At 67.8% G+C, this 26,013-nt stretch carries 24 protein-coding genes; 18 read left to right on the top strand and 6 right to left on the bottom strand.

Going from position 1 to position 26,013, the window contains the following annotated elements:
* The first annotated feature begins 122 nt into the window (after positions 1-122).
* From atpB to OD997_RS01545, 12 genes are all read left to right on the top strand, one after another.
* Positions 123-905, top strand: a complete 783-nt coding sequence (atpB, locus tag OD997_RS01490) for a F0F1 ATP synthase subunit A (RefSeq protein WP_434330055.1) — start codon at positions 123-125, stop codon at positions 903-905.
* A gap of 43 nt (positions 906-948) precedes the next feature.
* Positions 949-1,185 carry an ATP synthase F0 subunit C gene (gene atpE / locus OD997_RS01495; protein ID WP_042541851.1) on the top strand — a complete coding sequence of 79 codons (237 nt, stop codon included), beginning with the start codon at positions 949-951 and terminating at the stop codon, positions 1,183-1,185.
* A 27-nt stretch (positions 1,186-1,212) separates the two neighbouring features.
* Positions 1,213-1,767, top strand: coding sequence for a F0F1 ATP synthase subunit B (locus OD997_RS01500; protein ID WP_434330056.1), 555 nt, complete (start codon positions 1,213-1,215; stop codon positions 1,765-1,767).
* Positions 1,767-2,555 carry a F0F1 ATP synthase subunit delta gene (locus OD997_RS01505; RefSeq protein ID WP_434330057.1) on the top strand — a complete coding sequence of 263 codons (789 nt, stop codon included), beginning with the start codon at positions 1,767-1,769 and terminating at the stop codon, positions 2,553-2,555. The genes OD997_RS01500 and OD997_RS01505 overlap by 1 nt, the downstream gene beginning before the upstream one ends.
* 47 nt (positions 2,556-2,602) lie before the next feature.
* Positions 2,603-4,243, top strand: coding sequence for a F0F1 ATP synthase subunit alpha (gene atpA, locus OD997_RS01510; protein ID WP_045255377.1), 1,641 nt, complete (start codon positions 2,603-2,605; stop codon positions 4,241-4,243).
* Positions 4,244-4,263: 20 nt separating this feature from the next.
* Positions 4,264-5,163: a F0F1 ATP synthase subunit gamma gene (locus OD997_RS01515; protein WP_045255376.1), complete on the top strand. Its 900-nt coding sequence runs from the start codon at positions 4,264-4,266 to the stop codon at positions 5,161-5,163.
* A gap of 21 nt (positions 5,164-5,184) precedes the next feature.
* Positions 5,185-6,639 carry a F0F1 ATP synthase subunit beta gene (gene atpD, locus OD997_RS01520; RefSeq protein ID WP_045255375.1) on the top strand — a complete coding sequence of 485 codons (1,455 nt, stop codon included), beginning with the start codon at positions 5,185-5,187 and terminating at the stop codon, positions 6,637-6,639.
* A 2-nt stretch (positions 6,640-6,641) separates the two neighbouring features.
* Complete coding sequence (locus OD997_RS01525; protein WP_045255374.1) at positions 6,642-6,902, top strand: F0F1 ATP synthase subunit epsilon; 261 nt, start codon at positions 6,642-6,644, stop codon at positions 6,900-6,902.
* A 76-nt stretch (positions 6,903-6,978) separates the two neighbouring features.
* Positions 6,979-7,725 carry a YaaA family protein gene (locus tag OD997_RS01530; RefSeq protein ID WP_434330058.1) on the top strand — a complete coding sequence of 249 codons (747 nt, stop codon included), beginning with the start codon at positions 6,979-6,981 and terminating at the stop codon, positions 7,723-7,725.
* 115 nt (positions 7,726-7,840) lie between these two features.
* The gene (locus tag OD997_RS01535; RefSeq protein WP_434330059.1) at positions 7,841-8,674 is read left to right on the top strand and encodes a large exoprotein; all 834 of its coding nucleotides are present in this window, start codon (positions 7,841-7,843) and stop codon (positions 8,672-8,674) included.
* 248 nt (positions 8,675-8,922) lie between these two features.
* On the top strand, positions 8,923-9,720 hold the full coding sequence (locus OD997_RS01540) for a PP2C family protein-serine/threonine phosphatase (RefSeq protein WP_434330060.1): 798 nt from the start codon (positions 8,923-8,925) through the stop codon (positions 9,718-9,720).
* 58 nt (positions 9,721-9,778) lie between these two features.
* Positions 9,779-12,547: an FtsK/SpoIIIE domain-containing protein gene (locus OD997_RS01545; RefSeq protein WP_434330061.1), complete on the top strand. Its 2,769-nt coding sequence runs from the start codon at positions 9,779-9,781 to the stop codon at positions 12,545-12,547.
* A 62-nt stretch (positions 12,548-12,609) separates the two neighbouring features.
* On the opposite strand, the gene OD997_RS01550 is transcribed toward OD997_RS01545, so the two are convergent.
* The gene (locus tag OD997_RS01550; RefSeq protein ID WP_434330062.1) at positions 12,610-13,632 is read right to left on the bottom strand and encodes an asparaginase; all 1,023 of its coding nucleotides are present in this window, start codon (positions 13,630-13,632) and stop codon (positions 12,610-12,612) included.
* 58 nt (positions 13,633-13,690) lie between these two features.
* On the opposite strand from OD997_RS01550, the gene OD997_RS01555 reads away from it, so the two are divergent.
* Positions 13,691-14,182: an OsmC family protein gene (locus OD997_RS01555; protein WP_434330063.1), complete on the top strand. Its 492-nt coding sequence runs from the start codon at positions 13,691-13,693 to the stop codon at positions 14,180-14,182.
* A 30-nt stretch (positions 14,183-14,212) separates the two neighbouring features.
* Here OD997_RS01555 and OD997_RS01560 read toward each other — a convergent pair whose 3' ends face one another.
* On the bottom strand, positions 14,213-14,992 hold the full coding sequence (locus OD997_RS01560; RefSeq protein ID WP_120493115.1) for a lysophospholipid acyltransferase family protein: 780 nt from the start codon (positions 14,990-14,992) through the stop codon (positions 14,213-14,215).
* Positions 14,993-15,115: 123 nt separating this feature from the next.
* On the opposite strand from OD997_RS01560, the gene OD997_RS01565 reads away from it, so the two are divergent.
* Positions 15,116-16,099, top strand: coding sequence for an FKBP-type peptidyl-prolyl cis-trans isomerase (locus tag OD997_RS01565; RefSeq protein ID WP_434330064.1), 984 nt, complete (start codon positions 15,116-15,118; stop codon positions 16,097-16,099).
* Between the two features lie 37 nt (positions 16,100-16,136).
* The gene (gene dxr, locus OD997_RS01570; protein ID WP_434330065.1) at positions 16,137-17,219 is read left to right on the top strand and encodes a 1-deoxy-D-xylulose-5-phosphate reductoisomerase; all 1,083 of its coding nucleotides are present in this window, start codon (positions 16,137-16,139) and stop codon (positions 17,217-17,219) included.
* A 42-nt stretch (positions 17,220-17,261) separates the two neighbouring features.
* Here the strand turns inward: dxr and OD997_RS01575 are convergent, their stop codons facing one another.
* From OD997_RS01575 to OD997_RS01585, 3 genes are all read right to left on the bottom strand, one after another.
* A complete protein-coding gene (locus OD997_RS01575; protein WP_434330066.1) occupies positions 17,262-18,884 on the bottom strand; it encodes a Mur ligase family protein in 1,623 nt (540 codons plus the stop codon).
* Positions 18,885-18,973: 89 nt separating this feature from the next.
* Positions 18,974-19,675 carry a YcnI family copper-binding membrane protein gene (locus OD997_RS01580; protein WP_434330067.1) on the bottom strand — a complete coding sequence of 234 codons (702 nt, stop codon included), beginning with the start codon at positions 19,673-19,675 and terminating at the stop codon, positions 18,974-18,976.
* Positions 19,676-19,765: 90 nt separating this feature from the next.
* Positions 19,766-20,338, bottom strand: coding sequence for a hypothetical protein (locus OD997_RS01585; protein WP_434330068.1), 573 nt, complete (start codon positions 20,336-20,338; stop codon positions 19,766-19,768).
* An 81-nt stretch (positions 20,339-20,419) separates the two neighbouring features.
* On the opposite strand from OD997_RS01585, the gene OD997_RS01590 reads away from it, so the two are divergent.
* Positions 20,420-21,736 carry a M50 family metallopeptidase gene (locus OD997_RS01590; RefSeq protein ID WP_434330069.1) on the top strand — a complete coding sequence of 439 codons (1,317 nt, stop codon included), beginning with the start codon at positions 20,420-20,422 and terminating at the stop codon, positions 21,734-21,736.
* A 36-nt stretch (positions 21,737-21,772) separates the two neighbouring features.
* Here the strand turns inward: OD997_RS01590 and OD997_RS01595 are convergent, their stop codons facing one another.
* A complete protein-coding gene (locus OD997_RS01595; protein ID WP_434330070.1) occupies positions 21,773-23,656 on the bottom strand; it encodes a chorismate-binding protein in 1,884 nt (627 codons plus the stop codon).
* Positions 23,657-23,886: 230 nt separating this feature from the next.
* Here OD997_RS01595 and ispG point away from each other — a divergent pair, with 230 nt between their 5' ends.
* Both ispG and OD997_RS01605 read left to right on the top strand, forming a co-directional pair.
* Entirely contained in the window at positions 23,887-25,038 is a 1,152-nt protein-coding gene (gene ispG / locus OD997_RS01600; protein WP_187249498.1) for a flavodoxin-dependent (E)-4-hydroxy-3-methylbut-2-enyl-diphosphate synthase, read from the top strand.
* 88 nt (positions 25,039-25,126) lie between these two features.
* The gene (locus OD997_RS01605; protein ID WP_434330071.1) at positions 25,127-25,993 is read left to right on the top strand and encodes a hypothetical protein; all 867 of its coding nucleotides are present in this window, start codon (positions 25,127-25,129) and stop codon (positions 25,991-25,993) included.
* The last annotated feature ends 20 nt before the right edge of the window (positions 25,994-26,013 follow it).

A 26,013-nucleotide genomic window follows, 5' to 3' on the forward strand; every position in this document is an offset into this window, starting at 1 on the left:
TGACATGTGCCCGCCGCTCGCCCGCGAGCGCTTGCGCTTGAAGCACACCGACCATCGTCGCCCCGGTTCTGACCGGTGCCCCGAAGCTGGAGCCCGCGCTGTTCAATCTTGCTGCGACCCTGATGCCCAAACTCGCCTCTGACGGCGAGTTCCACGGACCTTCGATCGACGAGTTCTTCCCGGAGATCCTCTTCACTGTGGCGGGTATCCCCGTCCATCGAATCCACCTCGTCCAGTTCATCGCAGTGGTCGCCGTCGTGCTGATCCTGGTTCTCGGAACCCGACGGATGAAGATCGTTCCCGGCCGCTTCCAGAGCGTCGTCGAGATGGGGCTGGACTTCGTCCGCTCCAACATCGCGCACGACCTCCTCGGGCGCAAGGACGGAAACCGATTCCTGCCGATCCTCACCACGATCTTCTTCATGGTGCTGTTCATGAACATCACGGGAATCATCCCGTTCCTGAACATCGCGGGAACGAGCATCGCGGCTGTGCCGCTGACGCTGGCCCTGGTGAGCTACATCACCTTCATCTACGCGGGTATCAAGAAGAGTCCGCTGGGCTTCTTCAAGAACGCGCTGTTCCCGGCGGGCGTGCCCTGGCCGGTCTACATCATCGTGACGCCGATCGAGTTCCTCTCGACCTTCATCATCCGGCCCGTCACGCTGATGCTCCGACTGCTGATGAACATGGTTGTCGGTCACATGCTCCTGGTGCTGTGCTTCGCGGCCACCCAGTTCTTCTTCTTCACCGCAGGTGGCGGCTGGGCCGCCCTCGGTGTCGGAACCCTCGCCTTCGGCGGCGCCTTCACTCTCTTCGAGATTCTGGTCGCCGTCCTCCAGGCATACGTCTTCACCGTCCTCACCGCGGTCTACATCCAGCTCGCGGTCGCAGAAGAGCACTGAGCGGGTCGGCAACTGCCGTCCCACCCAACGAAAGGAAAAACCCGTGGACGCTACTACGGTTCTCGCAGACATCAACGGTCACCTCGCTTCGGTCGGCTACGGCCTCGCCGCAATCGGCCCGGCCATCGGTGTGGGCATCGTCGTCGGCAAGACCATCGAGGGTGTCGCTCGTCAGCCCGAGCTGGCCGGCCGCCTCCAGGTCCTCATGTGGATCGGTATCGCCTTCACCGAGGCGCTTGCGTTCGTCGGCATCGCCGTCGGATTCATCCCCTTCCCGTAATCTCTACCGACTTCTGAAGGAGACAGGATGCTGAACGCTCTTGTCACGAACCTCGCAGCAGAGGGTGAAACACACAACCCTCTGATCCCTGCGTGGTACGACATCATCTGGTCGGGCCTGTGGTTCCTCGTCATCCTCGTCGTCGTGTGGAAGGTCGCCCTTCCGAAGTTCACGGCGATGCTCGACAAGCGGTCCGCCGCCATCGAGGGCAACATCGCCAAGGCCGACGAGGCCCAGAAGCAGGCTGAGGCCGCGCTCGAGGAGTACACCCGGCAGCTCGCCGAGGCACGCACCGAGGCCGGAGAGATCCGTGAGGCCGCCCGTGAGGACGGCAAGAAGATCGTCTCCGAGGCCAAGGATGCCGCGTCGAGTGAGGCTGCTCGCATCACGGCGACCGCGCACACGCAGATCGAGGCAGAGCGTCAGACCGCTCTCGTCTCGCTGCGCAGCGAGGTGGGCTCGCTCGCCATCGACCTCGCCGGTGGCGTGGTCGGCGAGACGCTCTCGGACGATGCTCGCGCGACGGCGGTCGTCGACCGCTTCCTCGCCGACCTCGAGGCATCCGAGAAGGCGGCTCAGTAATGGGCAGCGCGACCACTCAGGCACTCGCGGCATCCACTCAGGCGCTTGCCGCAGCGAAGGACGTCACTCTCGACTCGGCCAGGGAGCTGTTCGCAGCTGCCAGGACCGTGGCGGAGTCGTCTCAGCTGAGCGGCGCGCTCACCGATCCCTCGGCTCCGGCCGAGGCGCGACAGAACGTCGTGTCGGCGATCTTCGGCGGATTCTCTCAGGACGTGCAGAACATCCTGAAGACCGTCGTGGCCCAGCGCTGGTCCTCCTCGTCGCAGCTCGTCGACGGCGTCGAGGAGCTGGCCATCCGTGCCGCAGCGATCTCCACTCCCCAGGCCGACATCGGGGGAGAGCTGTTCGGCTTCTCCCGGGTCATCGCCGCGAACGCGGATCTCGAGCTCGCGCTCGGAACCCGCCTCGGAGGAGAAGACGCCAAGGGTGCTCTCGTCGAAAGGCTTCTCGCCGGGGGCGTCAGCGACGCCGCCGCGCTGATCGTCTCGTCGCTGGTCCGCCAGCCGCGTGAGCGTCGCATCCGGCAGATGCTGTCGCGGGCGACCCGCATCGTCGCTGATCAGGGCGATCGGGTGGTGGCGACGGTGCACACCGCGAAGCCGCTGACCGACGCGCAGCGCACCCGCCTGAGCGCCGCTCTCTCGCGTCGCTACGACGGCAACGTATCCCTCAACGAGGTCTTCGACCCCGCCGTCGTCGGAGGCCTGCGCGTGCAGATCGCCGATGACGTCATCGACGGCAGCATCTCCGCTCGACTCGCCGACCTTCGCCAGAAGCTCGCGGGCTAACACGACTTCGCGCGGGGAACCGCGCACCCAGATACAAAGGGAAGACAATGGCAGAACTATCGATCAGCCCCGACGTCATCCGTGACGCGCTGAAGGACTTCGCCGCCGCCTACGAGCCCACCGGGGCCGCGGCGACCGAGGTCGGCACCGTCATCGACGCAGCGGATGGAATCGCGCACGTCGAGGGCCTGCCCGGCGTCATGGCCAACGAGCTCGTGGCCTTCGCGAACGGCACCAAGGGCCTCGCGCTGAGCCTCGACCAGGACCAGATCGGTGTGGTCGTCCTCGGCGACTTCACCGGCGTCGAAGCAGGACAGGAAGTCACCCGCACGGGTGAGGTCCTCTCCGTGCCCGTGGGTGACGGCTACCTGGGTCGCGTCGTCGACCCGCTCGGAAACCCGATCGACGGCCTCGGCTCGATCGCCACCGAGGGCTCGCGTGAGCTCGAGCTGCAGGCGCCCGGCGTCATGCAGCGCAAGTCGGTGCACGAGCCGATGCAGACCGGTATCAAGGCGATCGACGCCATGATCCCCGTCGGCCGCGGCCAGCGTCAGCTGATCATCGGCGACCGCCAGACCGGCAAGACCGCGATCGCGATCGACACGATCATCAACCAGAAGGACAACTGGGAGTCGGGCGACGTCAACAAGCAGGTGCGCTGCATCTACGTCGCGATCGGCCAGAAGGGCTCGACCATCGCCTCGGTGAAGGGCGCGCTCGAAGAGGCCGGCGCCCTGGAGTACACCACGATCGTGGCAGCTCCGGCATCCGACCCCGCCGGCTTCAAGTACCTGGCTCCCTACACCGGTTCGGCCATCGGCCAGCACTGGATGTACGGCGGCAAGCACGTCCTGATCATCTTCGACGACCTGTCGAAGCAGGCCGAGGCCTACCGTGCCGTGTCGCTGCTGCTGCGTCGTCCGCCGGGCCGCGAGGCATACCCGGGTGACGTCTTCTACCTGCACTCCCGTCTGCTGGAGCGTTGCGCGAAGCTGTCCGACGAGCTCGGCGCAGGGTCGATGACCGGTCTCCCGATCATCGAGACCAAGGCCAATGACGTCTCGGCATACATCCCGACCAACGTGATCTCGATCACCGACGGCCAGATCTTCCTGCAGTCCGACCTCTTCAACGCCAACCAGCGTCCTGCGGTCGACGTGGGTATCTCGGTGTCGCGAGTCGGTGGTGACGCTCAGGTCAAGTCGATCAAGAAGGTCTCCGGAACGTTGAAGCTGGAGCTCGCTCAGTACCGCTCGCTCGAGGCCTTCGCGATGTTCGCATCCGACCTCGACCAGGCGTCGCGTCGTCAGCTCTCCCGTGGCGCGCGTCTGACCGAGCTGCTCAAGCAGCCGCAGTACTCGCCGTACCCCGTCGAGGAGCAGGTCGTCTCGATCTGGGCCGGAACCAAGGGCAAGCTCGACACGATCGAGGTCGCGGATGTCCTCCGCTTCGAGCGCGAGCTCCTCGACTACCTTCGTCGCAACACCAAGGTGCTCGACACCCTGCGTGAGACCAACGTCCTCGACGACGACACCGTCGCCGAGCTCGAGAAGCACACGGATGCGTTCCTCCTGGAATTCCAGGGCGGCAAGGGGCAGGCCATCGGCGCCCCCGGCCACGAGGAGCACGGTGCGGCCGAGGCTGACGACGTCAACCAGGAGAAGATCGTCAAGGGTCGTCGCGCGTAATCGCGTGAGGAACTGATTTCATGGGCGCTCAACTCAGGGTCTACAAGCAGAAGATCTCTTCTGCTCAGACGACCAAGAAGATCACGAAGGCGATGGAACTCATCGCGGCTTCGCGCATCCAGAAGGCGATGGGACGTGTCAAAGCGTCCAGTCCCTTCGCGCGTGCCGTGACGAGGGCCGTGTCCGCCGTCGCGACGCACTCGAACGTCGACCACCCGCTCACCCGCGAGCCCGAGACGATCCGCCGCTCCGCGGTCGTGATCTTCTCGTCGGACCGTGGCCTTGCCGGAGCCTTCAACTCGCAGATCCTCCGAGAGGGTCTCGAGGTTGCGGAGCTCCTGCGCAGTCAGGGCAAGGAGCCGGTGTTCTACCTCGTCGGTCGCAAGGCCGTCGGCTACTTCCAGTTCCGCCGCATCGCGGCGGCCGCGGAGTGGACCGGCGACACCGACACCCCGTCGTTCCACACGGCGGAGGAGATCTCGGCCACGCTGCTCGAGGACTTCTCACGCGGTGCGGACGAGGGCGGCGTCGACGAGATCCACCTCGTGTACAACCGCTTCGTCAGCATGATGACGCAGTCGCCGGAATCCGTGCGTCTGCTTCCGCTGGAGATCGCGGAAGCCGATGACTCGGAAGCGGGAAGCGCTGTCTACCCGCTGTACGAGTTCGAGCCGGATGCCGAGACAGTCCTCGACGCGATCCTGCCGGTGTACATCCAGAGCCGCGTCTTCAACGCTCTCCTGCAGTCGTCTGCTGCCAAGCAGGCTGCGACGCAGAAGGCGATGAAGTCGGCCAGCGACAACGCCGACAAGCTCATCACCGACTACACCCGTCTGCGCAACAACGCGCGTCAGGCGGAGATCACGCAGCAGATCGCGGAGATCGTCGGCGGCGCCGACGCACTCTCGTCGAGCAAATAGACCATCAGGAAAGAGACGAAAATGACCACCACCGCCACGGCTGACCAGCCGGCGACCGCGGTCGTCGGGCGCGTCGCACGCGTCAACGGTCCGGTTGTCGACATCGAGTTCCCGCACGACTCGATCCCCGACATCTACAACGCACTGAAGACCACGATCACGATCGGCGACGAGTCCGTCGAGATCACGCTCGAGGTCGCGCAGCACCTCGGCGACGACCTTGTTCGCGCCATCGCACTGAAGCCGACCGATGGCATCGTCCGCGGCCAGGAGGTGCGCGACTCCGGTGAGGCCATCTCGGTCCCCGTCGGCGACGTCACCAAGGGCAAGGTCTTCAACGTGATCGGCGAGGTCCTGAACCTCGAGCCCGGCGAGACGATCGAAGTCACCGAGCGCTGGCCGATCCACCGCAAGGCTCCGAACTTCGACCAGCTCGAGTCGAAGACCACCATGTTCGAGACCGGCATCAAGTCGATCGACCTTCTGACGCCGTACGTGCTCGGTGGAAAGATCGGTCTGTTCGGTGGCGCCGGTGTCGGAAAGACCGTCCTCATCCAGGAGATGATCCAGCGCGTCGCGCAGGACCACGGTGGTGTGTCGGTGTTCGCCGGTGTCGGTGAGCGCACCCGTGAGGGCAACGACCTCATCCACGAGATGGAAGAGGCGGGTGTCTTCGACAAGACGGCCCTCGTGTTCGGCCAGATGGACGAGCCGCCGGGAACGCGTCTGCGCGTCGCCCTCTCGGCTCTGACGATGGCGGAGTACTTCCGTGACGTGCAGAAGCAGGACGTGCTGCTCTTCATCGACAACATCTTCCGCTTCACGCAGGCCGGTTCCGAGGTCTCCACGCTGCTGGGCCGCATGCCCTCCGCCGTGGGTTACCAGCCGAACCTCGCCGACGAGATGGGTCTCCTCCAGGAGCGCATCACCTCGACCCGTGGCCACTCGATCACCTCGCTGCAGGCGATCTACGTGCCTGCCGATGACTACACCGACCCGGCACCGGCGACGACGTTCGCCCACCTCGACGCCACCACGGAGCTCTCGCGTGAGATCGCGTCGAAGGGTCTGTACCCGGCCATCGACCCGCTGACCTCGACGTCGCGCATCATGGATCCCCGCTACTTGGGCGAGGACCACTACCGCGTCGCGACGACGGTCAAGCAGATCCTCCAGAAGAACAAGGAACTGCAGGAGATCATCGCCATCCTCGGTGTCGACGAGCTCTCCGAAGAGGACAAGATCGTCGTGTCGCGTGCACGTCGCATCCAGCAGTTCCTCTCGCAGAACACCTACATGGCCAAGAAGTTCACGGGTGTCGAGGGTTCGACCGTCCCGCTCAAGGAGACCATCGAGTCCTTCGATGCGATCACGCGCGGTGACTTCGACCACGTCGCCGAGCAGGCCTTCTTCAACGTCGGTGGCATCTCCGACGTCGAAGAGCAGTGGGCGAAGATCCAGAAGGAGAACGGCTGACCATGGCGCTGCATGTCAGCCTCGTCTCCGCGGACGCGGAGGTCTGGACGGGAGAGGCGAGCCTCGTGGTCGCCAAGACCGTCGAGGGTGAGATCGGCTTCATGAGCGGCCACGAGCCGGTTCTGGCGATCCTCGCCCAGGGCGAGGTCCGCATCACGCAGACGGATGGCACCAAGGTGCTCGCCAACGCACAGGACGGCTTCCTCTCCATGGAGAGCGACGTCCTGACGATCGTGGCGGGCAACGCGGCTCTCATCGCCTGATCAGTTCAGTTCATCGCGTCCGCCTCGGCGCCCCCAGTGGGTGCCGGGGCGGACGCGTCTGTATTCCCGAGGTCCCATGAAGATCCTGCTTCCGCCGTCAGAGACGAAGCGCCCCGGCGGGAACGGCGCCCCGCTCGATGTCAGCGCACTGGCGCTTCCCGGTCTGCGCGGCGAACGTCATGCCGTGATCGACGCGCTCGTCGACCTCGCAGCCGACGAGGCGGCTGCGCTCAAGGTACTCAAGTTGAGCCCGAAGCAGGCGGCTGACGTGGTCCACAACCGGATGCTGCGCTCCGCCGCGACGATGCCTGCTGTGGATCGCTACACGGGAGTGCTCTACGACGCGCTCGACGCGCAGACGCTGTCGTCGGCATCCCGCCGCTGGCTCGGATCGCATGCGTGGATCCATTCGGCGCCGCTCGGCCCCATCGGCGCGCTCGACGCAATCCCGTCCTACCGACTCGCGGCCGGCACGTCGCTGCCCGGGCTGTCGGCGCTGCGCCGTCACTGGGCAGAAGCGACCACCGAGGCGATCGCGGGGGAGGAGCCGGCGTTCGTCCTCGACCTGCGAAGCGAGGCCTACGTCGCGCTCGGGCCTGTGCCTGATTCCGTCCCCTCCGCGTACGTGCGGGTGGTGACCGAGCATGGACGGGCACTCAACCACTTCAACAAGAAGTCCAAGGGACTGCTGACCCGGGCGCTTGCCGAAGACCGCCCGCGTGTGCGGTCGGTGCGCACCCTGCGTACGTGGGCCGAGTCGCGGGGTCTCGTTCTCCGAGACACGCCGGAGCCCGGAATCCTGGAGTTCGTCGTCGCTGAGTGACACAGCGTCACACAGCGGGCTCTCCTGCGTGTGTCGTTGCCCCGTATATCGCGACCCCGCTATGGTGGGTGTCGCGGCGCGCAAGGCGTCTGCTCCATCGGATCCGGAGGGGTTCATGTTCTCATTTATCGGCGACGTAAGCGCGGCGATCGCGTCATCGTATAACTACGACGGAGGCGGAGCCGCAGCGGCCGCCTTCTGGGCGATCTACGCCATCTTCATCTTCGTGTTCGCCGTCGGCGGCTACGTGCTCAGCGCTCTCTTCCTCATGAAGATCTTCGAGAAGGCCGGCGTCGAGGGCAAGTGGCGTGCCTGGGTTCCGTATTACAACCTCATGATCTTCTTCAAGCTCGGCGATGTGAGCCCGTGGCTCGTCTTCGCCAGCCTGCTGACCTGGATCCCGGTTCTCGGCTGGTTGGTCGGCATCGGATTCGCGATCGTCGCGGTCCTCGCCGCGTGGCGCGTCGGTCTCAAGCTGCAGAAGGACTCCGTGTGGGTCATCCTGTACGTCTTCCTCTCTCTCGTGTGGCTCGGAATCAACGCCTTCGACAAGTCGCGCTGGAACCCGAACATCGCTCCGGCATCGTGGGCGAACAACGGCTTCCTCGCCGACCGCACCGTCTGGCAGGGCATTCCCGTGCAGCCGCGTCCGGCGGCCGGCCCCGGCTACGGCGCCCCGCAGGGCTACGGCGCTCCCCAGGGCTACGCACCTCCTGCTCCTCAGGGTTACGCGCCCCCGGCTCAGCCCGACTACGCGCCGCCCGCTCAGCCCGGCTACGCGCCGCCCGCTCAGCCCGGCTATGCGCCTCCCGCTGCTCCGTCGGCGCCGTCGGCTCCCGGCGTGCCCCCGGCAGCACCGTCGGCACCTCCTGCCGCACCGCAGGTTCCGCCGGCACCGCCGGCAGCACCGCCCGTGCCGCCGACGAACCCCACGCAGCCTCCGGCCTGATCACGTGATGCAGAGCCCCCGACTCCGGTCGGGGGCTCTGTTGCATGTAGGGATCGTGTTCGCCGATTCCAGGCGTGTCGGGTGGAGACGATAGCGTGGGGTAATGCTCACGTCGCAGCGCCGGGTCGGCGCCACCGTTCTTCTCGCGTTGCCGAGACCCGGGCGCGCGGGTGCGAGCGTCGTTGTGTCCACTACGATGTGTGAGTATCCCGGCGCGGCCCGACCCGCAGGAATTTCGGAGGCGACGAGTGTCTGACACGACGACGAAGACGCGAAGCGTCACGGTTGCGCAGCGCACGCTGCTGCTCTCCTGGGCAGGAGTCACCGACGTCGGCAAGAGACGCGAGACGAACCAGGACGCGTTCTTCGCGGACTACCCCCTGTTCATCGTCGCCGACGGCATGGGCGGCCATGCCGGTGGCGAGATCGCGAGCAGAAGCACGGTCGACCGACTTGAGGCCGTCGTCGCTTCCGGATCCGTCGAGCGGGACTCCATCGAGGGTGCTCTCCAGCTCGCTGTCGGCGACATCGCCGACCATCCGGAGACGACCGACGAGGGCACGGGAACGACACTCACCGGAGTTTTCCTCGAGTTCGAGAACGGCGAGCCGCACTGGGCTGCACTCAACATCGGCGATTCACGGGTCTATCTTCTTCGCGACGACCGTCTCGTGCAGGTGACCACCGACCACTCGGTCGTCCAGGAGCTGATCGCCGCGGGCAAGATCAGCCCGGAAGAGGCCGAGGGGCACCCGTACAGCAACGTCATCACTCGCGCTGTCGGTGCGAGTGAGCTGACCGCTCCCGACTACGTCACTCTCGAGGTACGCGCCGGAGATCGCTTCGTGATCTGCTCGGACGGCCTCACGAAAGAGCTGACGGACTACGGGATCCAGCACTTCCTCCGTGAGCACGCCGATCCTGCGGCAGCCGTCGACGCCATGCTGGCTGCAGCTCTCGAGAACGGCGGGCGCGACAACGTGACGCTCGTCATCGTGCAGGTCGCGGACGATTCTTCCTCCACATCGGACGCTCCCACCGAATAAGTCTCGACTGCTGTGGAGGGCGCCCGACGCGGCCCCTCGATGGTGTCGACTGATCGGCATGGACTCCCTGCCGATCACGATCCCTGCTGCCCCCGCCCCGCCGCGCCGACCGCCGACCCCGTTCATCGCGGCGCTCGTGCCGGTGGTCGCCGGCGTGGTCCTCTGGCTCGTGACCGGTTCGCTCTTCTCGTTGTGCTTCGCGGCGCTTGGACCACTGATGATCTTCGCTTCGCTGATCGACGGTGCGCGCTCCCGACGCAAGGCGCATCGGCTGGCCGAAGCGGAGAGCGCCGTGGCCTGGTCAGCGGCAGAGGCCCAGCTCGCCCGGCTTCACGATGAAGAGCGTCAGATCCGCTGGCACCGGCAACCGGACGCCGCGTCGTGCCTGGAACAGCCACCGCTGCGCGGACTGGATGCGCCCGAGGCGGGCACCGACATCGTCGTCGGTAGCGGAATCACCCGGAGCACGGTCAGGGCGGCGGGAGGGGATGGAGAGCGCGAGCGGGAGTTCCGCTCGAGGTGTGGACGGCTCGAGAAGGTGCCGATCGCCGTGGCTCTCGGCAGTGGCGTCGCGCTGCGCGGTGCTGCGCCGATCGTCGATGCCGCGGCACGAGCACTGGTCGTCCAACTGTGTCTCCGTTTCGGCGCCGCGCAGCTCGCCGTCGTGGGAGATCGCCTCGATGAATGGGGTGTGTCTGCTTTCCCTCATGCCGGGGCCGTGCGCCGCAGGGCGTTCCGGCTGGGCATCGCGCGGACCGGCCAGACGCAACCGACGGCGGATGCGATGTTCTGGCTGCTTGCCCGCGACGACGACGTGCCGGAGGGCATCACAACGGTGATCGACATCGTCGAACCGCATCGCGCGACGGTCAGAACGCCCGAGGGCGTCGTCGAGGTCACCGCGGAATGTCTGTCCCGCGCGCAGACGGTCGCCGTCGGCGAGTCCCGTTCCGACGACGCCGAGGATCTCGACGTTCTCCCCGCTGGAGTGCGGCTCGAGGACCTCACCCAACCGGTGTCTCGGAGTGGGCTGCCGGCCGCGATCGGCAGGGGTGAGCGTGACGACGTGATTCTCGACATCGTCGACGACGGGCCCCACGCCATCGTCACGGGAACGACCGGCAGCGGCAAGAGCGAGCTTCTGGTGTCCTGGGTGACGGCCATAGCGAGCGTGCACGGCCCGGAGCGCGTGATCTTCGTGCTTGCGGACTTCAAGGGCGGAACCGCGTTCGAGCCGCTGCGGGCACTTCCGCAGGTCGCGGCAGTGATCACCGATCTCGATGAACTGGGAGCACGGCGCGGCGTCTCGAGCCTGACGGCGGAGCTGCGTCGACGGGAGACGGTGCTTGCGGCGGCCGGCGCGCGAGACATCGGAGAGATCGTGATGCCGAGGCTGGTGATCGTCGTCGATGAGTTCGCCGCGCTGTTGCAGGAGCACGCCGATCTCGGTGTCGTGTTCACGGACATCGCAGCTCGCGGCAGAGCGCTCGGCATGCATCTCATCCTCGGAACCCAGCGCGCATCCGGTGTGATCCGGGATGCGCTCGCGGCGAACTGCCCGCTGCGGGTGAGTCTGCGCGTGGGTGAGGCCGCAGACAGTCGTGCGGTGATCGGCACGGACGCGGCCGCCGATCTCCCGGGTGGCGTGGAGTCGCGGGGGCTCGCCCTCGCCCGTCGCCCTCAGGACTCGGACCCGGTTCCTCTGAGGGTCGCACTCACCGGTGCTGCAGATCTCCGTGCTGTCGCAGCGACCTGGGCAGGGGTCGAGACGCCGCAGAGCCCCTGGCTTCCCGCGCTGCCGGCGGTCCTTCCTCTGGCCGATCTGAGCCGTGAGATGCTCGCGCGAGGAGAGCTGATCCTCGGGCGGGTCGACGACCCGAAGCAACAGACTCAGCCGCTCGAGGTCCTGATGGTCGGCTCGGATCGTGGCATCGCCCTGATCGGCGGTCCCGGCTCCGGGCGCACCGCAGCCTTGCGTGCTCTGGCGAGCCAGCATCCGGAGGCGCTGTGGATTCCTCGAGATTCGGAGCGCGCCTGGGATGCGGTCATCGCGCTCGTGTCGGGTCGTGCGCCGAGGTGCGGACTCGTGCTCTGCGACGACATCGACGCGCAGATCAACGACCTGCCGATCGAGTACGGTCAGCACCTGACGCAGCTGTGGGAGCAGATTCTGCGGAGTGGTGCGGGGACCACCTTCGTGGTGACGGCGACGCGGGCGGCAGGACAGGTCGGGAGGTTGCTCGACTCGCTGCCGAGACGGGGGCTGCTGCGCATGCCGAGCCGTGTCGACCATCTGGCCGCCGGCGGCGAATCCGACGGCTACGATCGCGATCGGCCACCTGGTCGCCTGCGAATGGGGGACCGTGAGTTGCAGATCGTATGGGTTCAGGAGGAAGGACTCCGCTCGACGGGCCTGCGGCGGGCGACGGCGCACGCCGACGAGGATGCCCCGTGGATTCCACGGTCAGCAGTGAATGCGCTCGTCACACCCGGCGCCTCCGTGGTCGCCGAGACATTGGCTCGGGCGTATTCCGAGTGCGATGTCCTGTCGGTCTCGGGCGAGCCGTCCGAGGCGGCGAACTCAGGTCGTCCGGTGATCCTGGTCGGCGAGTCGGACGCCTGGCAGCGTCACTGGGTTCTGTGGCAGCGGATTCGCGGCGAAGGCGAGGTGCTCGTGAGAGTCGAGAACCCGACGGACCTGCGGCAGCTGGCGGGCGTGCGGGAACTCCCTCCGTATGCCCACCCTCATGCCGGGCGCGCCTGGTCGCTGTCGGGAGACTCCGCTCCGCGACGCGTGGTCATTCCTGCGCTCGTCGGCCCGCGGTGATATCGGCTCACATGAGGACGGTCACGCGTTCCCTGACAGGGATCCGCCGGGGGTGCGTGGCTTCAGATGCCGCTGCCGGGTCGGATGACTCCGACGTCCGCGCCTCCGCCGAGCACCTCGAGCGACAGCGCGGCACCGAGCGTCGCGACCTCGGCGTCGGTCAGTCCGCCGGCGCGTGCGAGGAGCGTCGCAGCGACGATCGTGGAGGCGCGGGCGCCGCCGTCGAGCATCTTCAGGGCGACGGTGGTGCCGTTCGGGGCGACCATGACCATGACGCCCTCGGCGCCACCCTTCGCGAAGACTCCGAGCTTCTCGATGGCGATCGTGTCAGGGCGACCGGGGCCGTCGATCGTCCAGGGGTGTTCGCGGACCGCGCGCACCAGCGAGCCCGCGACACGGTGCAGAGCGAAGGGGGAGCGGTCGGAGGCGGTCCCGATGCGGTGGATCGACCGGGCGAGGCCGGTCAAGGTGAGCGCGTACACCGGCGCGCCGCATCCGTCGATCGCCGTGTGGGCCACCTTCTCGCCCGTGAGGCGTTCGATGACATCGCGGATGTGCACCTGGAGTGGATGCGCGGGATCGAGGTACCCGTCGGTGGGCCAGCCCGTGGCGACACAGGCCCGCAGCATCGCCGCGTGCTTTCCGGAGCAGTTCATACGGATCCGGGTCTGTGCCCCGTGCTCGCGCACCAGCTCGTCGCGGGCGGACGTGTCTCCGGGCCAGGCGGGTGGGCAGGCGAGGTGGTCTTCGGTGAGTCCGCCTTCGGTGAGCACGTCGCGCACGACGGACGCATGCCGATCCGTGCCGCTGTGGCTCGCGGTCGACATGGCGAGCTGCTCGCCTTCGAGAGAGGCGCCGGCCGTGATGCACGCCACCGCTTGGAGCGGCTTGAGGCTCGATCGCGGAAGAATCAGCGCATCCGCATTGCCGTAGCGGGCGATGACGTCGCCGTCGGGGGAGAGGACCACGGCCGCGCCGGCATGGCGGGATTCGACGAACCCGCTCCGTTCGACCACGGCGAGTTCTACGGCATCCTGAACGGTGAGAGTCTCCAGCACCTCCCCAGGATATCGTCGGTTCGGCATGGGGCTGTGCCAGGGCGGAGCGGTCCCCGAGGTTCGCTGCGGCTGGCAGACTGTCGGCATGGCAGATCGTCCCGCGCCTCTCGGCGAGCACCGCTACTCACTCACGTCGACCTGGACCGGGAACTCCGGCACGGGGACCAGCGGTTACCGCGACTATCGCCGCGACGTGACGCTCGAGGTCGAGGGCAAGCCCGACGTCCTGGCATCCGCCGACAAGCCGTTCCGCGGCGACCCGTCGCGCTGGAATCCCGAGGACCTCCTGCTCGCCTCACTCTCGGAATGCCATCTGCTCTCGTACCTGCACGCCTGTGTCACCGCCGGCGTCGTGGTCGTCTCGTACCGCGACACCGCGTCGGGCATGATGCGCGAGGACGGCACGGGTGGCGGCGCCTTCGTCGAGGTGATGCTCCGCCCTGAGGTCGTGGTCGCCGATGCGTCCATGATCGACGCCGCCGAGCGTGCACACGCACAGGCGAATGCATGGTGCTTCATCGCGAACTCGATGAACTTCCCAGTACGGCACGAAGCCACGGTGCGCGCCCAGGAGTGACGTCTCGCTGCGGAGGGGGACCCGCTCGGATCAGCGGCGCTCGTGCGGGAGCGCCTGCTTGATCTTCTCGATCGTGCCTTGAGCCGGAGCCTCGTTGTATGCGTCTGCAAGCTCCTGCCCGGACAGCGCATGGATCGCCGCCATGATCTCGTCGGTGGCGAGCCGACGCGCGCGACCGCTCGTGGCGGGTCCGTGAGGGGAGAGATCCAGCGGCTCACCGAACCGTACGGTGATGCGCTCCTTGAGCGTCGGCACCTTGGCGCCGACCGGCATCACCTTGTCGGTGCCGATCAGCCCCACGGGGACGACCGGTGCACCGGTCTGCAGCGCGAGGAAGGCGACCCCTGTGCGTCCCTTGTACAGACGTCCGTCGGTCGAGCGCGTTCCCTCGGGGTAGAGCGCGACCGCGAGCCCTTCGTCGAGCAGCTGACGCTGCACCTCGAGCGCATCGAGAGCGGCCTTGCCTGCGCCACGGCGCACCGAGATCGCCCCGATGGACTCGAAGAAGGTCTTGCTGAACCAGCCTTTGAGCCCAGGCCCCTCGAAGTAGCTCGACTTCGCGAGGAAGTGCACGGGGCGCGGAGCCGCGACTGGAATCGCGATCGAGTCGATGAAAGAGAGGTGATTGCTCGCGAAGATGACGGGGCCGTCTTTCGGGACGTTCTCCCTGCCCTCGATGCGAGGACGGTAGATCGTGCGGGCGAGAGGCGTGATGAGACTGCGGCCTAGCGCGTAAGCAAAACCGGCGTGACGAGGCTTCTCAGTCTCTGCGGGCGAGGATTCGGGCTCCACGGACTGCTCTGACGTCATCAGAGCAGATTACCCCCGGATCCATGCCGCGGTGGGAATGAAGCGCCAGAGCGCGCCTCCCAGCATCGACAAAGGGGTATGGGGGATGATGGGGTATCCCGCCCGCGATCCTGAGGTCTCACTGTGCGCAAGCGTCCGCTCATCGTCCTGTCCACCGTCGCTGCGGCGACCCTGTTCCTCGCCGGGTGCTCCGGTGATGCGGCACCGGAATCGACAGGAACGTCCGATCCGTCGGCGCAGAGCTCCTGCCTCGCCGACCTCGCCTCGGGCGCAGGCTCCGATGCCGTGTCCGTCGAGGGGACCGGAGCCGATGCGAAGGTCACGGTTCCCGCAGATGCCGATCTCGCCGAAGCCCAGCGCTCCGTCGTGGTCGAGGGCGACGGCGACGACGTCATGCCCGGCGATCTCGTCTCACTGAGGTACCAGCTCGTGGATGCCACCACCAACGAGGTGCTCAGCACCTCGGAGCGCGGCCCCGACGGCGTGCTGTCCGCTCTTCTCGCGGTGCAGCAGCCGCAGCAGATCGTGGACCCCACCCAGTCGACCGTCTTCACCGTCGCCGCGGAGTGCCTCCCGATCGGCTCGAGCATCGTGCTGACGCTACCGGCCGCACAGGAGGGCATGAACCCCAGCGTCCTCTACGTCGAGACCATCGAGCAGCTCCCGAAGACCGCCTCCGGCTCGGATGTCGATGCGACCGAGGGCATGCCCACCGTCGAGCTCGACGACGCCGGTTCTCCCACCATCACCATCCCTGATTCCGAGGCCCCCACCGAGACCGAGGTCGCTGTCCTCAAGCAGGGTGACGGAGCCGTCGTCGGCGCCGGTGACCTGGTCACCGTGCAGTATCGCGGAGTCAAATGGTCGGACGGCACCGAGTTCGACTCGAGCTGGAGCCGCGACGCGGAGCCCTCGCAGTTCCAGACGAGCGGCGTCGTGACCGGCTTCAAGATGGCGCTCGAAGGCCAGCAGGTCGGATCCCAGGTCGTCGTCGTGATGCCCCCGAAGGACGGCTACGGCGCATCCGAAGGCAACGAACTGCAGAACGAGACGCTGGTCTTCGTCGTCGACATCCTCGCGACCACGCCCATCGAGCAGGCCCCGTAAGGGTTGAGGGGCCGAGGGCTTGCCATAGGCTGGCGGCATGCGTCGCATCATCGTCCTCGGCTCCACAGGTTCCATCGGCACGCAGGCGCTCGACGTCATCCGCGCCAATCCGCGTCGATTCGAACTCGTCGGCCTCGCCGCCGGTTCGAACGCGGAGATGCTGGCTGAGCAGGCGCAGACGTTCCAGGTCGAGAGCACAGCGCTCGGCGCCGCGGAGGCCGAACAGTTGGTGCGGGACGTCGATGCCGACGTCGTGCTCAACGCGATCACCGGATCCATCGGGCTCGGATCCACTCTCGCGGCGCTGAAGGCGGGGCGGACTCTCGCTCTCGCGAACAAGGAGTCGCTCATCGTGGGCGGCGAGCTCGTTCTCGCGGCTGCGGCCCCCGATCAGATCGTCCCCGTCGACTCGGAGCACTCCGCGATCGCGCAGGCGCTGCGCAGCGGAACCCATGCCGAGGTGCGGCGTCTCGTCGTGACGGCTTCCGGCGGACCATTCCGCGGACGCTCGCGTGACGAGATGGCCGAGGTGACTCCGCAGGAGGCCCTCGCCCACCCCACCTGGGACATGGGCCGGGTGGTCACCACGAACTCCTCGACGCTCGTGAACAAGGGGCTCGAGGTCATCGAGGCCCACCTGTTGTTCGACGTCGCCTACGACGACATCGAGGTCGTCGTGCATCCGCAGTCGATCGTGCACTCGATGGTCGAGTTCATCGACGGATCGACGATCGCCCAGGCGTCTCCGCCCGACATGCGTCTGCCCATCTCGCTCGGACTCGACTGGCCGAATCGCGTCGGCGGCGTGGGGCGCCCACTCGACTGGACCCAGGCGACGTCCTGGACCTTCGAGCCCCTCGATGACAAGGCCTTCCCCTCCGTCGCCCTCGCCAAAGCCGTGGGCCGTGCGGGGGCCACGTTCCCCGCCGTCTACAACGCCGCGAACGAGCAGGCGGTCGACGCGTTCCACGAAGGACGGCTGCCGTTCCTCGGGATCGTCGACACGATCTCGCGGGTGGTCGACGCCCATGAGCCGCCGCAGACGCTGACCGTCGAGTCGCTGGCGGAGGCCGAGGCCTGGGCTCGACGCAAGGCCGATCAGCTGATCGCGAAGGTCTGACGCGACGACGGCCGCAGCGGATCGCTGCGGCCGTCGATCGAATCAGTCTTCGTCGGGATAGGGCACGGGCCAGTGCGAGTCCGGAACCGGCCATCCTGCTGCGCGCAGAGCGCGGCGAGCGAGCTCGCGAGCCGAATAGGGGGTGCGCACCCCGCGGATGTCGCGGTAGTCCTGATGTCCGGGGCCGGCCCACAGGATCGAGTCGCCCTCGCCGACGAGGCCGACGGCCGCGACGATGGCCGCCTCGGGCGGCGAGTACTCGTGGATCTCGGCGTCTGGGCGTGCTGCGCGGGCTCCAGCCACCAGAGTGGCCCTGATCGACTCCGCATCCTCGAAGCGAGGGTGGTGGTCTGTGACGACGAGGATATCGCTGCCTTCGACGGCCGTGCGAGCCATGTCGTAGCGCTTGCTGGCGTCGCGATCGCCGTCTGCGCCGAAGAGCATGAGCACCTTGCCGGGGGTCACGCGGCGCACGGCTGCGAGAGTCTTCTCGAAGGCGTCGGGGGAGTGCCCGAAGTCGACGAAGACGACGGGGCCCGTGTCGCCGGACACGAGCTGCGTGCGACCGGGCAGGTGGGCGTCGATGCCGCCGTCGCGCTCGAGGGCTGCGACGATGCGGTCCCACGCGTAGCCGCCCTCGAGCAGCATCACGATCGCCAGAGCGGCGTTCGCGGCCATGTGAGGGCCGATCACCGGAACGGTGGTCGTGAGGGATCCGGCAGGACCCGTCAGCGTGAAGGTCGTTCCTGACGCGCGTTCGTCGTCGATCTCGACGACCCAGTCGGCGTGCGCGGCGGCATCGGGGTCGGCCGCGATGGAAGGCGTCCCGACGGTGACGACCGGGATCTCCGCGCGCTCCACCACGATCGCCCCGTTGGCGGAGTCGAGGCAGACCACACCACGCGTCGCGCGGTCGGGGCGGAAGAGCGGAAGCTTCGCCTCGAAGTACTCCTCCATGTCGGCGTAGTCGTCGAGGTGGTCGTGGCTGAGGTTCGTGAAACCGGCGACATCGAAGCGGATGCCGTCGACGCGGTGACGCGAGAGCGCCTGAGCGCTGACCTCGACGGCTACTGCTTCGACGTCGCGCTCGCGCATCAGCGCGAGCAGGGCGTGCATCTCGGATGCCTCGGGGGTGGTGAGTCTCGAGACGATGACCTCTCCGGCGATGTGCCGCTCGGCCGTCGAAGAGAGCCCGGTGACGACGCCGAGCTGGTCGAGGATGCCCTCGAGCAGGTGCGAGACGCTCGTCTTGCCGTTCGTCCCGGTGGTCGCGAACAGCAGCGGGAGAGGCTCGCCTGCTCCGGTGCCGTAGACCCAGGCGCTCAACGCGCCGAGGACTGCGCGCGGGTCATCGACGACGAGCACGGGCAGGCCCGCGGACTCGGCGATCTCGGCGCCGGCCTCGTCGGTGATGATCGCGACGGCGCCCTTCTCGGCGGCGGTGATCGAGAATTCGGCGCCGTGTCGGTTCACGCCTCGGATCGCGACGAAGGCCTCGCCGGGGCGGAGGTCGGCGGTGGCGAGCGTGATCCCCGACAGGGTGACACCGCTCACCTCCCCGCGGACGTCGCGTGCGAATCGAGAGGCGAGTTCGGACAGCTCGCGCCGGGGCGGGTTCGCGGGGCGGAGCACGGGAGGCAGGCTCGGTTGTTGTTCAATCGACATGTCGCATCCATGATCTCACGGCTCCGGAGAGATCACGGGGTGCGGCACGTCTCCTCGGCCCCATCGAGCCGAGGAGACGCGCCAGGACGTCACGCCTTGCGGCGGTAGGCCAGCACGGAGACGATGAGTGCGGCGATGCCGGCGGCGAGGCCGCCCGCGCCCAGCGCAGTGCCGAGCGCGTTCGAAGCCCCTGACTCATCGGCGGCAACGGAATCGGCGTCGTCCGCATCTCCGGCTTCGGCAGCAGAGTCGTGCTCGCCGTGCCCGTCTGCGGACGCGTCGGCGACCTCGACCACGGGAGCGGGCGCGTCGAGGCTGTGCGGGTCCTCGCCGTCCTCTGCGAGCTGCGTCCATTCGCTGCTGCCCTCGACGCAGGTCTGGATGACGGGGAACGCGAGCGATTCGGGGGTCTTCTCGTCGAGCCCCACCGACATGCTGACGGCGCCGCGCAGCTCGTTCGGCACCGGTGTCACGGCGGTGTAGGTCACGGCGCTGACGAGGCCGTCGTCGCCCTTCTCGACGTCGATCGTCCAGTCACTGTCCATGGTGGGTGCGACAGAGGCGAGCCCCTCGGGCATCGTCACCTTCAGCGAGGTGGTGGGTGAGTTGTCACAGCCGTGGGCGAACGAGAAGGTGAGCACGCCGTGGTCTCCCGCAGTGAGCTCATCGGGGCTGACGCTGACATGCGCACTGGCCATCGCGGGGATCGCGAGGGCCAGTACGGCGCCTCCGATGAGTCCGGTGGCGAGGTTGCGGCGAGTGGTGATGTTACGACGGGTGGTGGAACGCATGGTGGAACTCCTGAATGCTGTCGAGCGGGCGCGCAGAGGTGAGCGCGGCATCCGCGGGGTGAGGAACGCCTCGATGAGGCGACGTGACGATCAGATGATCGTCGGGGGTCCTCGCCGCGCCAAGGACAGGGAAAGAGCGCGATCGACCAGCAGCGGCAGGGCGAAGACCGGAGGGGTCGGGCGCCGGTGGCTCGCGCGGAAGGCGGTGACCGCGCGGCGCAGCTGCGCCTGCATCCACCCGGCGACGGCACGCACCATCGATTCGCCGTGACAGACCAGTGCAGTCGTCATCACCGCTGCGCCCAGGTGGCCGATGACCATGAGCAGGTCGGGGGCGGTCGCCTCAGCCATCGGGCCGAGGGCTGAGAGATCGAGGTGATGCTGGTGCCCGGAGAGCACGGCGGTTCCCGTCGGAGCGCCCAGCAATTGGAACACGGTGTGGAAGGCAGCCTGGCTGACCAACACGGTCGCCGCGACTCGGAGCCGTGAAGCGCGCCCGCCGATGATCAGAGCGGCGATCGGTGTGACGAGCGTCATGACGGCGACGACGAGAAGCGGATGCGGCGCGGCGCCGCCGGCGACCGTGTGGGACGTCGCCGCGAGGAGCGTGGCGACCGCCGATGCCGAAGCCGCGCGCAGGAGTCGCAGCTGGCGGGAGGTCACCGGACAAGCCTAGTGGGGCGCGCGACGAGCCCCGTCGCGGCGTGGGGCTTATTCCTAGGCTGCGAGCACTAGCTTGGGGGAGTGGAAGCACTGCTCTATCTGGGTGGCCTCGTGTTCATGCTGATCGGCCTCGGCCTCTCGATCGGCCTGCACGAGGTCGGCCACCTCCTGCCCGCGAAGCTGTTCGGCGTTCGCGTCGGCCAGTACATGATCGGCTTCGGACCGCGACTCTGGTCCAAGCGCATCGGGGAGACGGAGTACGGCTTCAAACTCCTGCCTCTGGGCGGCTTCATCTCGATGTCGGGGATGTACCCGGCATCCACCGCATCGGGACCTGCGAAGGGAGTCTTCCGGGCACTCGTGCAGGACGCGCGATCCGCGAACGACGAGACGATCGCGGAGGGCGCAGAGGACCGGGTCTTCTACCGCCTGCCCGTGTGGAAGCGCGTCATCGTGATGCTCGGCGGCCCGCTGATGAACCTCCTCCTCGCGATCGTCATCTTCACCGTCCTGTTGTCGGGCATCGGAGTCCAGCAGGGGACGACCACGATCGCATCCGTCAGCGAGTGCGTGCTACCGGCCGGCTCCACGGCGACAGAGTGCTCGGCCGACGACCCGGCGACGCCGGCCGCGGAGGCGGGGATCAAGCCTCGCGACGTGTTGGTGTCGGTGGCCGGTCAGCCGGTGTCGACCTTCGCGGAGGCGACCGCGATCGTGCAGGCCGCTCCCGGCGAGACTCTCGACCTCGTCGTCCTCCGTGACGGCGTGGAGAAGACGCTGAGCATCACGCCGATCGAGGCCGAGCGTACGATCACCGATGCGAGCGGACAGCCGGTCATCGGGGACGACGGCCAACCCGTCGTCAAGGAGGTCGGCTATGTCGGGATGGGCGCGCAGATGGGCTTCGTGCAGCAGCCGTTGTCAGCCGGCCCGCAGATGGCCGGCGACACCGTCGCGCGGGTCGGCTCGATGATCCTGACCCTCCCCGTCCGCATCTGGGAGACCGGCGTGTCTCTGGTGACGGGAAGCGAGCGGGATCCGAACGGACCGCTGAGCGTCGTGGGCGTCGGTCGTATCGCCGGCGAGGTCGCAGCCACGGACGCGCCGATCCTCAATCGCTTCTCCATTCTGCTGAGCCTCCTCGGCTCGCTGAACGTGGCTCTGTTCGTGTTCAACCTGATCCCGCTGCTGCCGCTCGACGGAGGCCACGTCGTCGTCGCGCTGTGGGACGGCATCCGTCGCGCCTGGGCGAAGCTGTTCCGTCGTCCGCCGCCCGCGCCCGTCGACGCCACCAGGCTCGTGCCACTGACCGTCGTCGTCGCCACTCTGCTCATCGCCATGGGCGCCGTGCTGCTGCTCGCCGACGTGTTCAACCCCGTGAAGCTCTTCGGAGGCTGAGCGGGCCAGCCGATCGCGGATCAGCCGGCACGCCGCTCAGGCGAGCGCGTGCGAGACCAGACGCTCCAGAGTGCGGATGCCGTCGCGGGAGAGGATCGACTCCAGGTGGCCCTGCACCGATGCGAAGTGCTCGCCGCGCAGTGCGTAGACGTCTCCTGACTCGGGGTCCGCGGACACCTCGGTGGCACCCAAAGATGTGGTTCCCGCTGCGACCCTGGCGGTGAACGTGTTGTAGAAGCCGATCGACGCATCCTCGCCGAAGACTGGCACAGCCTTCTGCAACCCTTGATGCGGTGCGCCGAGCGGGGCGAGGTCGATGCCGAGGCTGTCGCTGAGGATCTGGTGGCTCAGGCAGACCGCGAGCAGCGGTGCGCCCGCGTCGACGCGCCCCGAGACGACCTGTCGCATCCGGGCGATGCGCTCGCTGTCGGTGTCGCGAGGGTCGCCGGGGCCGGGGCCGGCGACGACGAGGTCGGCGGAGTCGAGCTCCGCGTCGGTCACCTCGCTCCATGCCCGGATGGTGACGTCCAGTCCCAGGTGGCGGAGCTGGTGGGCGAGCATCGTCGTGAAACGGTCTTCGGCGTCGACCACGATCGACGTCTTCCCCGCGAACGGGCCCGTGAGGTCGTCGCTCTGCGGGTTCAACCAGAAGTCTGCGAGTCGTGCGTTGCGCGACGAGAGGAGCGCGGTGACCGTGGGGTCGGCGGCGAGGGACTGCGGTGCGCCCGGAGCATCCGCGTCCTCGCGGGCCTCAGCGGCACTGTCTCGGTCGATCGCGCCGATCGCGCCGAGCACTCCCGCCGCCTTGCCGTGGGTCTCGGACACCTCTCCGTGAGGGTCGGAGTGCCGCACGAGCGTCGCCCCCACGGGCACGCTGAGCGAGCCGTCCTTCAGATAGACGGTGCGGATGAGGATGGGGGCGTCGAGATCGTGCCCGCCTTCGGCATTCGGGGTGAAGAGCGCTGCGACGCCGGAGTAGTACCCGCGCGGCTTCTTCTCGTGGCGACGGATCACCGCGCACGCATTCTGCATCGGCGAGCCGGTGACAGTCGGCGCGAACATGGTCTCGCGGAGGATGTCGCGGGGGTCGAGCGCGCTGCGTCCGCGGAGCATGTACTCGGTGTGCGTGAGGCGCGACATCTCCTTGAGGTGCGGCCCCGTGATGCGTCCGCCGTCGGAGCAGACGGCGCTCATCATCTTGAGCTCCTCGTCGACGACCATGAACAGCTCTTCTGTCTCCTTCGTGGAGGAGAGGAAGTCGACCAGCGTCTCCTTCGTGGCACCGCCGGCGGGGTGCCGGAAGGTGCCCGAGATCGGATTCATCGTGACGACGCCGCCGCGGGCGACGACGTGCGCTTCCGGGCTCGCGCCGACGGCGATGTGCCCGGGCGTGACGACGGCGAAAGTCCAGTAGGCACCGCGCTCGTGCGTCAGAAGGGCACGGAACCACGTGAGGGCAGCCGTGCGGTCGTCGACGTCGATCTCGGCGGTGAAGTCGCGCCGGATCACGAAGTTGGCGCCCTCGCCCCGGCCGATCTCGTCGGCGATCACCGTCTCGACGATCGCGGCGTACTCCTCGTCGGCGATGTCGAATCCGCCGTCGCGGAGGGGGATGGCGGCGGACGGCAGATAGGCGACCAGCGCAGGCGCCGGGAGATGCAGGTGCTCGTCGACCACGATGCAGCGCAGCGGCGCTCCGTCGTCCTGGGCGACGAATCCGCGCTCGCGCACCTGGCGGTAAGGCACCATGGCGAAGATCTCGCGCGGAGTCCCGTCGATCGTGAGCGGGATGTCGGCGAGCAGGTCGACGTCGACGACCTCGCCCGTGAGCAGCTCGACGGTGTCGGCGCCGTCGCGCGCGATCAGCACGAACGAGGCCGTGGGATCTGCGGTGAGCTCGGCAAGACGTGAGAGGGTCATCGGTGTCTCCTGTGCGTGGCTCCGGCTCGGCTCAACGAAAAGACCGCCCCGGAGGCGGTCTGGATTCGTGGGAACGCGAACACACCGCCTAAGAGGCGGGCCACCAGGTGAAGTTCGCGAGCATGGGCTGAAAACTATCACACCGCGCACTGTCGCCCCGGCCGGATGACGCGCGTCCGAGCCGCGCGACATCCAGCCTGCGTGCATCCAGGCGGCGTAGGCTGGGGGTTGTGCCAGCCGTGAATCTTGGGATGCCGAAGATCCCCGAAGTCCTCGCCCCTCGCCGCAAGTCTCGCCAGATCAAGGTGGGCAAGGTGCTCGTGGGCGGTGACGCCCCCGTCACCGTGCAGTCCATGACGACCACGAAGACGACGGACATCAACGCGACTCTCCAGCAGATCGCCGAGCTGACCGCATCCGGATGCGAGATCGTCCGTGTGGCGGTTCCCCATCAGGACGACGCCGACGCGTTGAAGATCATCGCGATGAAGAGTCAGATCCCGGTGATCGCGGACATCCACTTCCAGCCGCGCTACATCTACACCGCGATCGACGCCGGATGCGGCGCCGTGCGCGTGAACCCGGGCAACATCCGCGAGTTCGACGGCAACGTCGGCAAGATCGCCGAGGCCGCGAAGGCCGCCGGCGTCTCGCTGCGCATCGGCGTGAACGCCGGATCGCTCGACCGTCGCATCCTCACCAAGTACGGCAAGGCCACGGCAGAGGCGCTCGTCGAGAGCGCTGTCTGGGAGGCTTCGCTGTTCGAGGAGCACGACTTCCACGACTTCAAGATCTCGGTCAAGCACAACGACCCCATCGTGATGGTGAAGGCCTACCGCCTGCTCGCCGAGCGAGGCGACTGGCCCCTGCACCTCGGCGTGACCGAGGCCGGGCCCGCGTTCCAGGGCACGATCAAGAGCGCCACGGCGTTCGGCATCCTGCTCGGCGAGGGCATCGGCGACACGATCCGCGTGTCCCTCTCGGCTCCTCCCGCCGAAGAGGTCAAGGTCGGGCACCAGATCCTGCAGTCGCTGAACCTTCGCGAGCGCAAGCTCGAGATCGTCTCGTGCCCGTCGTGCGGACGCGCGCAGGTCGACGTGTACACGCTCGCCGAGAACGTGACCGAGGGCCTCAAGGACATGACGGTGCCGCTGCGCGTCGCGGTGATGGGCTGCGTCGTGAACGGACCGGGCGAGGCTCGCGAGGCAGACCTCGGCGTCGCCTCCGGCAACGGCAAGGGCCAGATCTTCGTCAAGGGCGAGGTCATCAAGACCGTGCCCGAGGCAGACATCGTCGCGACGCTGATCGAAGAGGCCAATCGGATCGCCGCAGACATGGGACCCGAGGCGCCACTCGGCACCGCGCAGGTCGTCACGGTCTGATCTCGGGGTCCGTGCTCCCACCGATTCGTTCGCGCTGTCCGTCCTGCGAGGGGCGGCGCTCGTCCTGAGCATCATCCATAGGAGTCCCATGCCCTCGTCCACTGTCGTGTCCTTCGCCGGCGGCGATGTCGCGGGTTCGAGTACCGTCGCCCGGGTCGAGCCGACATCCGCAGGCGCCGTCGTCATCGTGGACGCGACACCGTTCCACCCGGTCGATCACACGTGGCCGGATCAGCCGGGCGACAGCGGTGAGATCGTTCTCGACGGGTCTGCCGTCCGCGTCTCCGAGGCTGTGATGGCCGCGGTGTCAGACGAGGGTGAGTTCGCGGTCGGCTCCGACATCCCTGCGAAGCGCGGTGCCGAGGGGTGGACCTGGCTCGTCGGCCATCCGCTCGAGGGCGATACCCCGTCCTGGCTTGTCGAGGGCGCCCGCGTGGAACTGTCGGTCGACTCGTCCCGTCGCGCCGGTCTCAGCCGAGGGCACACCGTCTGCCACCTCGCGTCGCTGGCGCTCGATCTGGCACTTGCGGACCTGTGGCGCAAGGATCCGGGTGAGGATGCTCTGGGCGCGCCGAACTTCGAGGGCAAGGCGAATCAGTCCAGCCGGATCCATGCAGACGGTGCGGTCGATGAGTACCGGCTGGGCAAGAGCCTGCGCAGGGCCGGCTTCGACACCGAGACGTTCGCAGCGACACTCGCGGACCGAGAGGCGTCGATCAACGCCCGGCTGGCCGACTGGGTCGCGTCGGGCGCGTCGAGCCGAGTGGTGGCCGAGGGCCCGACGATCGTGGATCGTCGCAGCTGGCACTGCGAGCTGCCCGAAGGCACCGCGGAGATCCTGTGCGGCGGCACGCACGTGGCATCCCTCACCGAGTTCGTCTCGATCTCGGTGACGCTCGACCTGACGGATCCGCAGCTTCTGGTCATGACGACGCGGGCCGTACCCGCGTCCTGAGGCAGGTCAGCACACGAGAC

This window comes from Microbacterium sp. CGR1 (genome assembly GCF_051062835.1).
Lineage (GTDB): Bacteria > Actinomycetota > Actinomycetes > Actinomycetales > Microbacteriaceae > Microbacterium.

What these genes read in the sequence shown, in the direction of transcription:
- atpB (WP_434330055.1), top strand. Translation starts at nt 123, where the DNA reads ATGCCCAAACTCGCCTCTGACGGCGAGTTCCACGGACCTTCGATCGAC.
- OD997_RS01500 (WP_434330056.1), top strand. Translation starts at nt 1,213, where the DNA reads ATGCTGAACGCTCTTGTCACGAACCTCGCAGCAGAGGGTGAAACACAC.
- OD997_RS01505 (WP_434330057.1), top strand. Translation starts at nt 1,767, where the DNA reads ATGGGCAGCGCGACCACTCAGGCACTCGCGGCATCCACTCAGGCGCTT.
- atpA (WP_045255377.1), top strand. Translation starts at nt 2,603, where the DNA reads ATGGCAGAACTATCGATCAGCCCCGACGTCATCCGTGACGCGCTGAAG.
- OD997_RS01515 (WP_045255376.1), top strand. Translation starts at nt 4,264, where the DNA reads ATGGGCGCTCAACTCAGGGTCTACAAGCAGAAGATCTCTTCTGCTCAG.
- atpD (WP_045255375.1), top strand. Translation starts at nt 5,185, where the DNA reads ATGACCACCACCGCCACGGCTGACCAGCCGGCGACCGCGGTCGTCGGG.
- OD997_RS01525 (WP_045255374.1), top strand. Translation starts at nt 6,642, where the DNA reads ATGGCGCTGCATGTCAGCCTCGTCTCCGCGGACGCGGAGGTCTGGACG.
- OD997_RS01530 (WP_434330058.1), top strand. Translation starts at nt 6,979, where the DNA reads ATGAAGATCCTGCTTCCGCCGTCAGAGACGAAGCGCCCCGGCGGGAAC.
- OD997_RS01535 (WP_434330059.1), top strand. Translation starts at nt 7,841, where the DNA reads ATGTTCTCATTTATCGGCGACGTAAGCGCGGCGATCGCGTCATCGTAT.
- OD997_RS01545 (WP_434330061.1), top strand. Translation starts at nt 9,779, where the DNA reads ATGGACTCCCTGCCGATCACGATCCCTGCTGCCCCCGCCCCGCCGCGC.
- OD997_RS01550 (WP_434330062.1), bottom strand. Translation starts at nt 13,632, where the DNA reads ATGCCGAACCGACGATATCCTGGGGAGGTGCTGGAGACTCTCACCGTT.
- OD997_RS01555 (WP_434330063.1), top strand. Translation starts at nt 13,691, where the DNA reads ATGGCAGATCGTCCCGCGCCTCTCGGCGAGCACCGCTACTCACTCACG.
- OD997_RS01560 (WP_120493115.1), bottom strand. Translation starts at nt 14,992, where the DNA reads ATGACGTCAGAGCAGTCCGTGGAGCCCGAATCCTCGCCCGCAGAGACT.
- dxr (WP_434330065.1), top strand. Translation starts at nt 16,137, where the DNA reads ATGCGTCGCATCATCGTCCTCGGCTCCACAGGTTCCATCGGCACGCAG.
- OD997_RS01575 (WP_434330066.1), bottom strand. Translation starts at nt 18,884, where the DNA reads ATGTCGATTGAACAACAACCGAGCCTGCCTCCCGTGCTCCGCCCCGCG.
- OD997_RS01580 (WP_434330067.1), bottom strand. Translation starts at nt 19,675, where the DNA reads ATGCGTTCCACCACCCGTCGTAACATCACCACTCGCCGCAACCTCGCC.
- OD997_RS01595 (WP_434330070.1), bottom strand. Translation starts at nt 23,656, where the DNA reads ATGACCCTCTCACGTCTTGCCGAGCTCACCGCAGATCCCACGGCCTCG.
- OD997_RS01605 (WP_434330071.1), top strand. Translation starts at nt 25,127, where the DNA reads ATGCCCTCGTCCACTGTCGTGTCCTTCGCCGGCGGCGATGTCGCGGGT.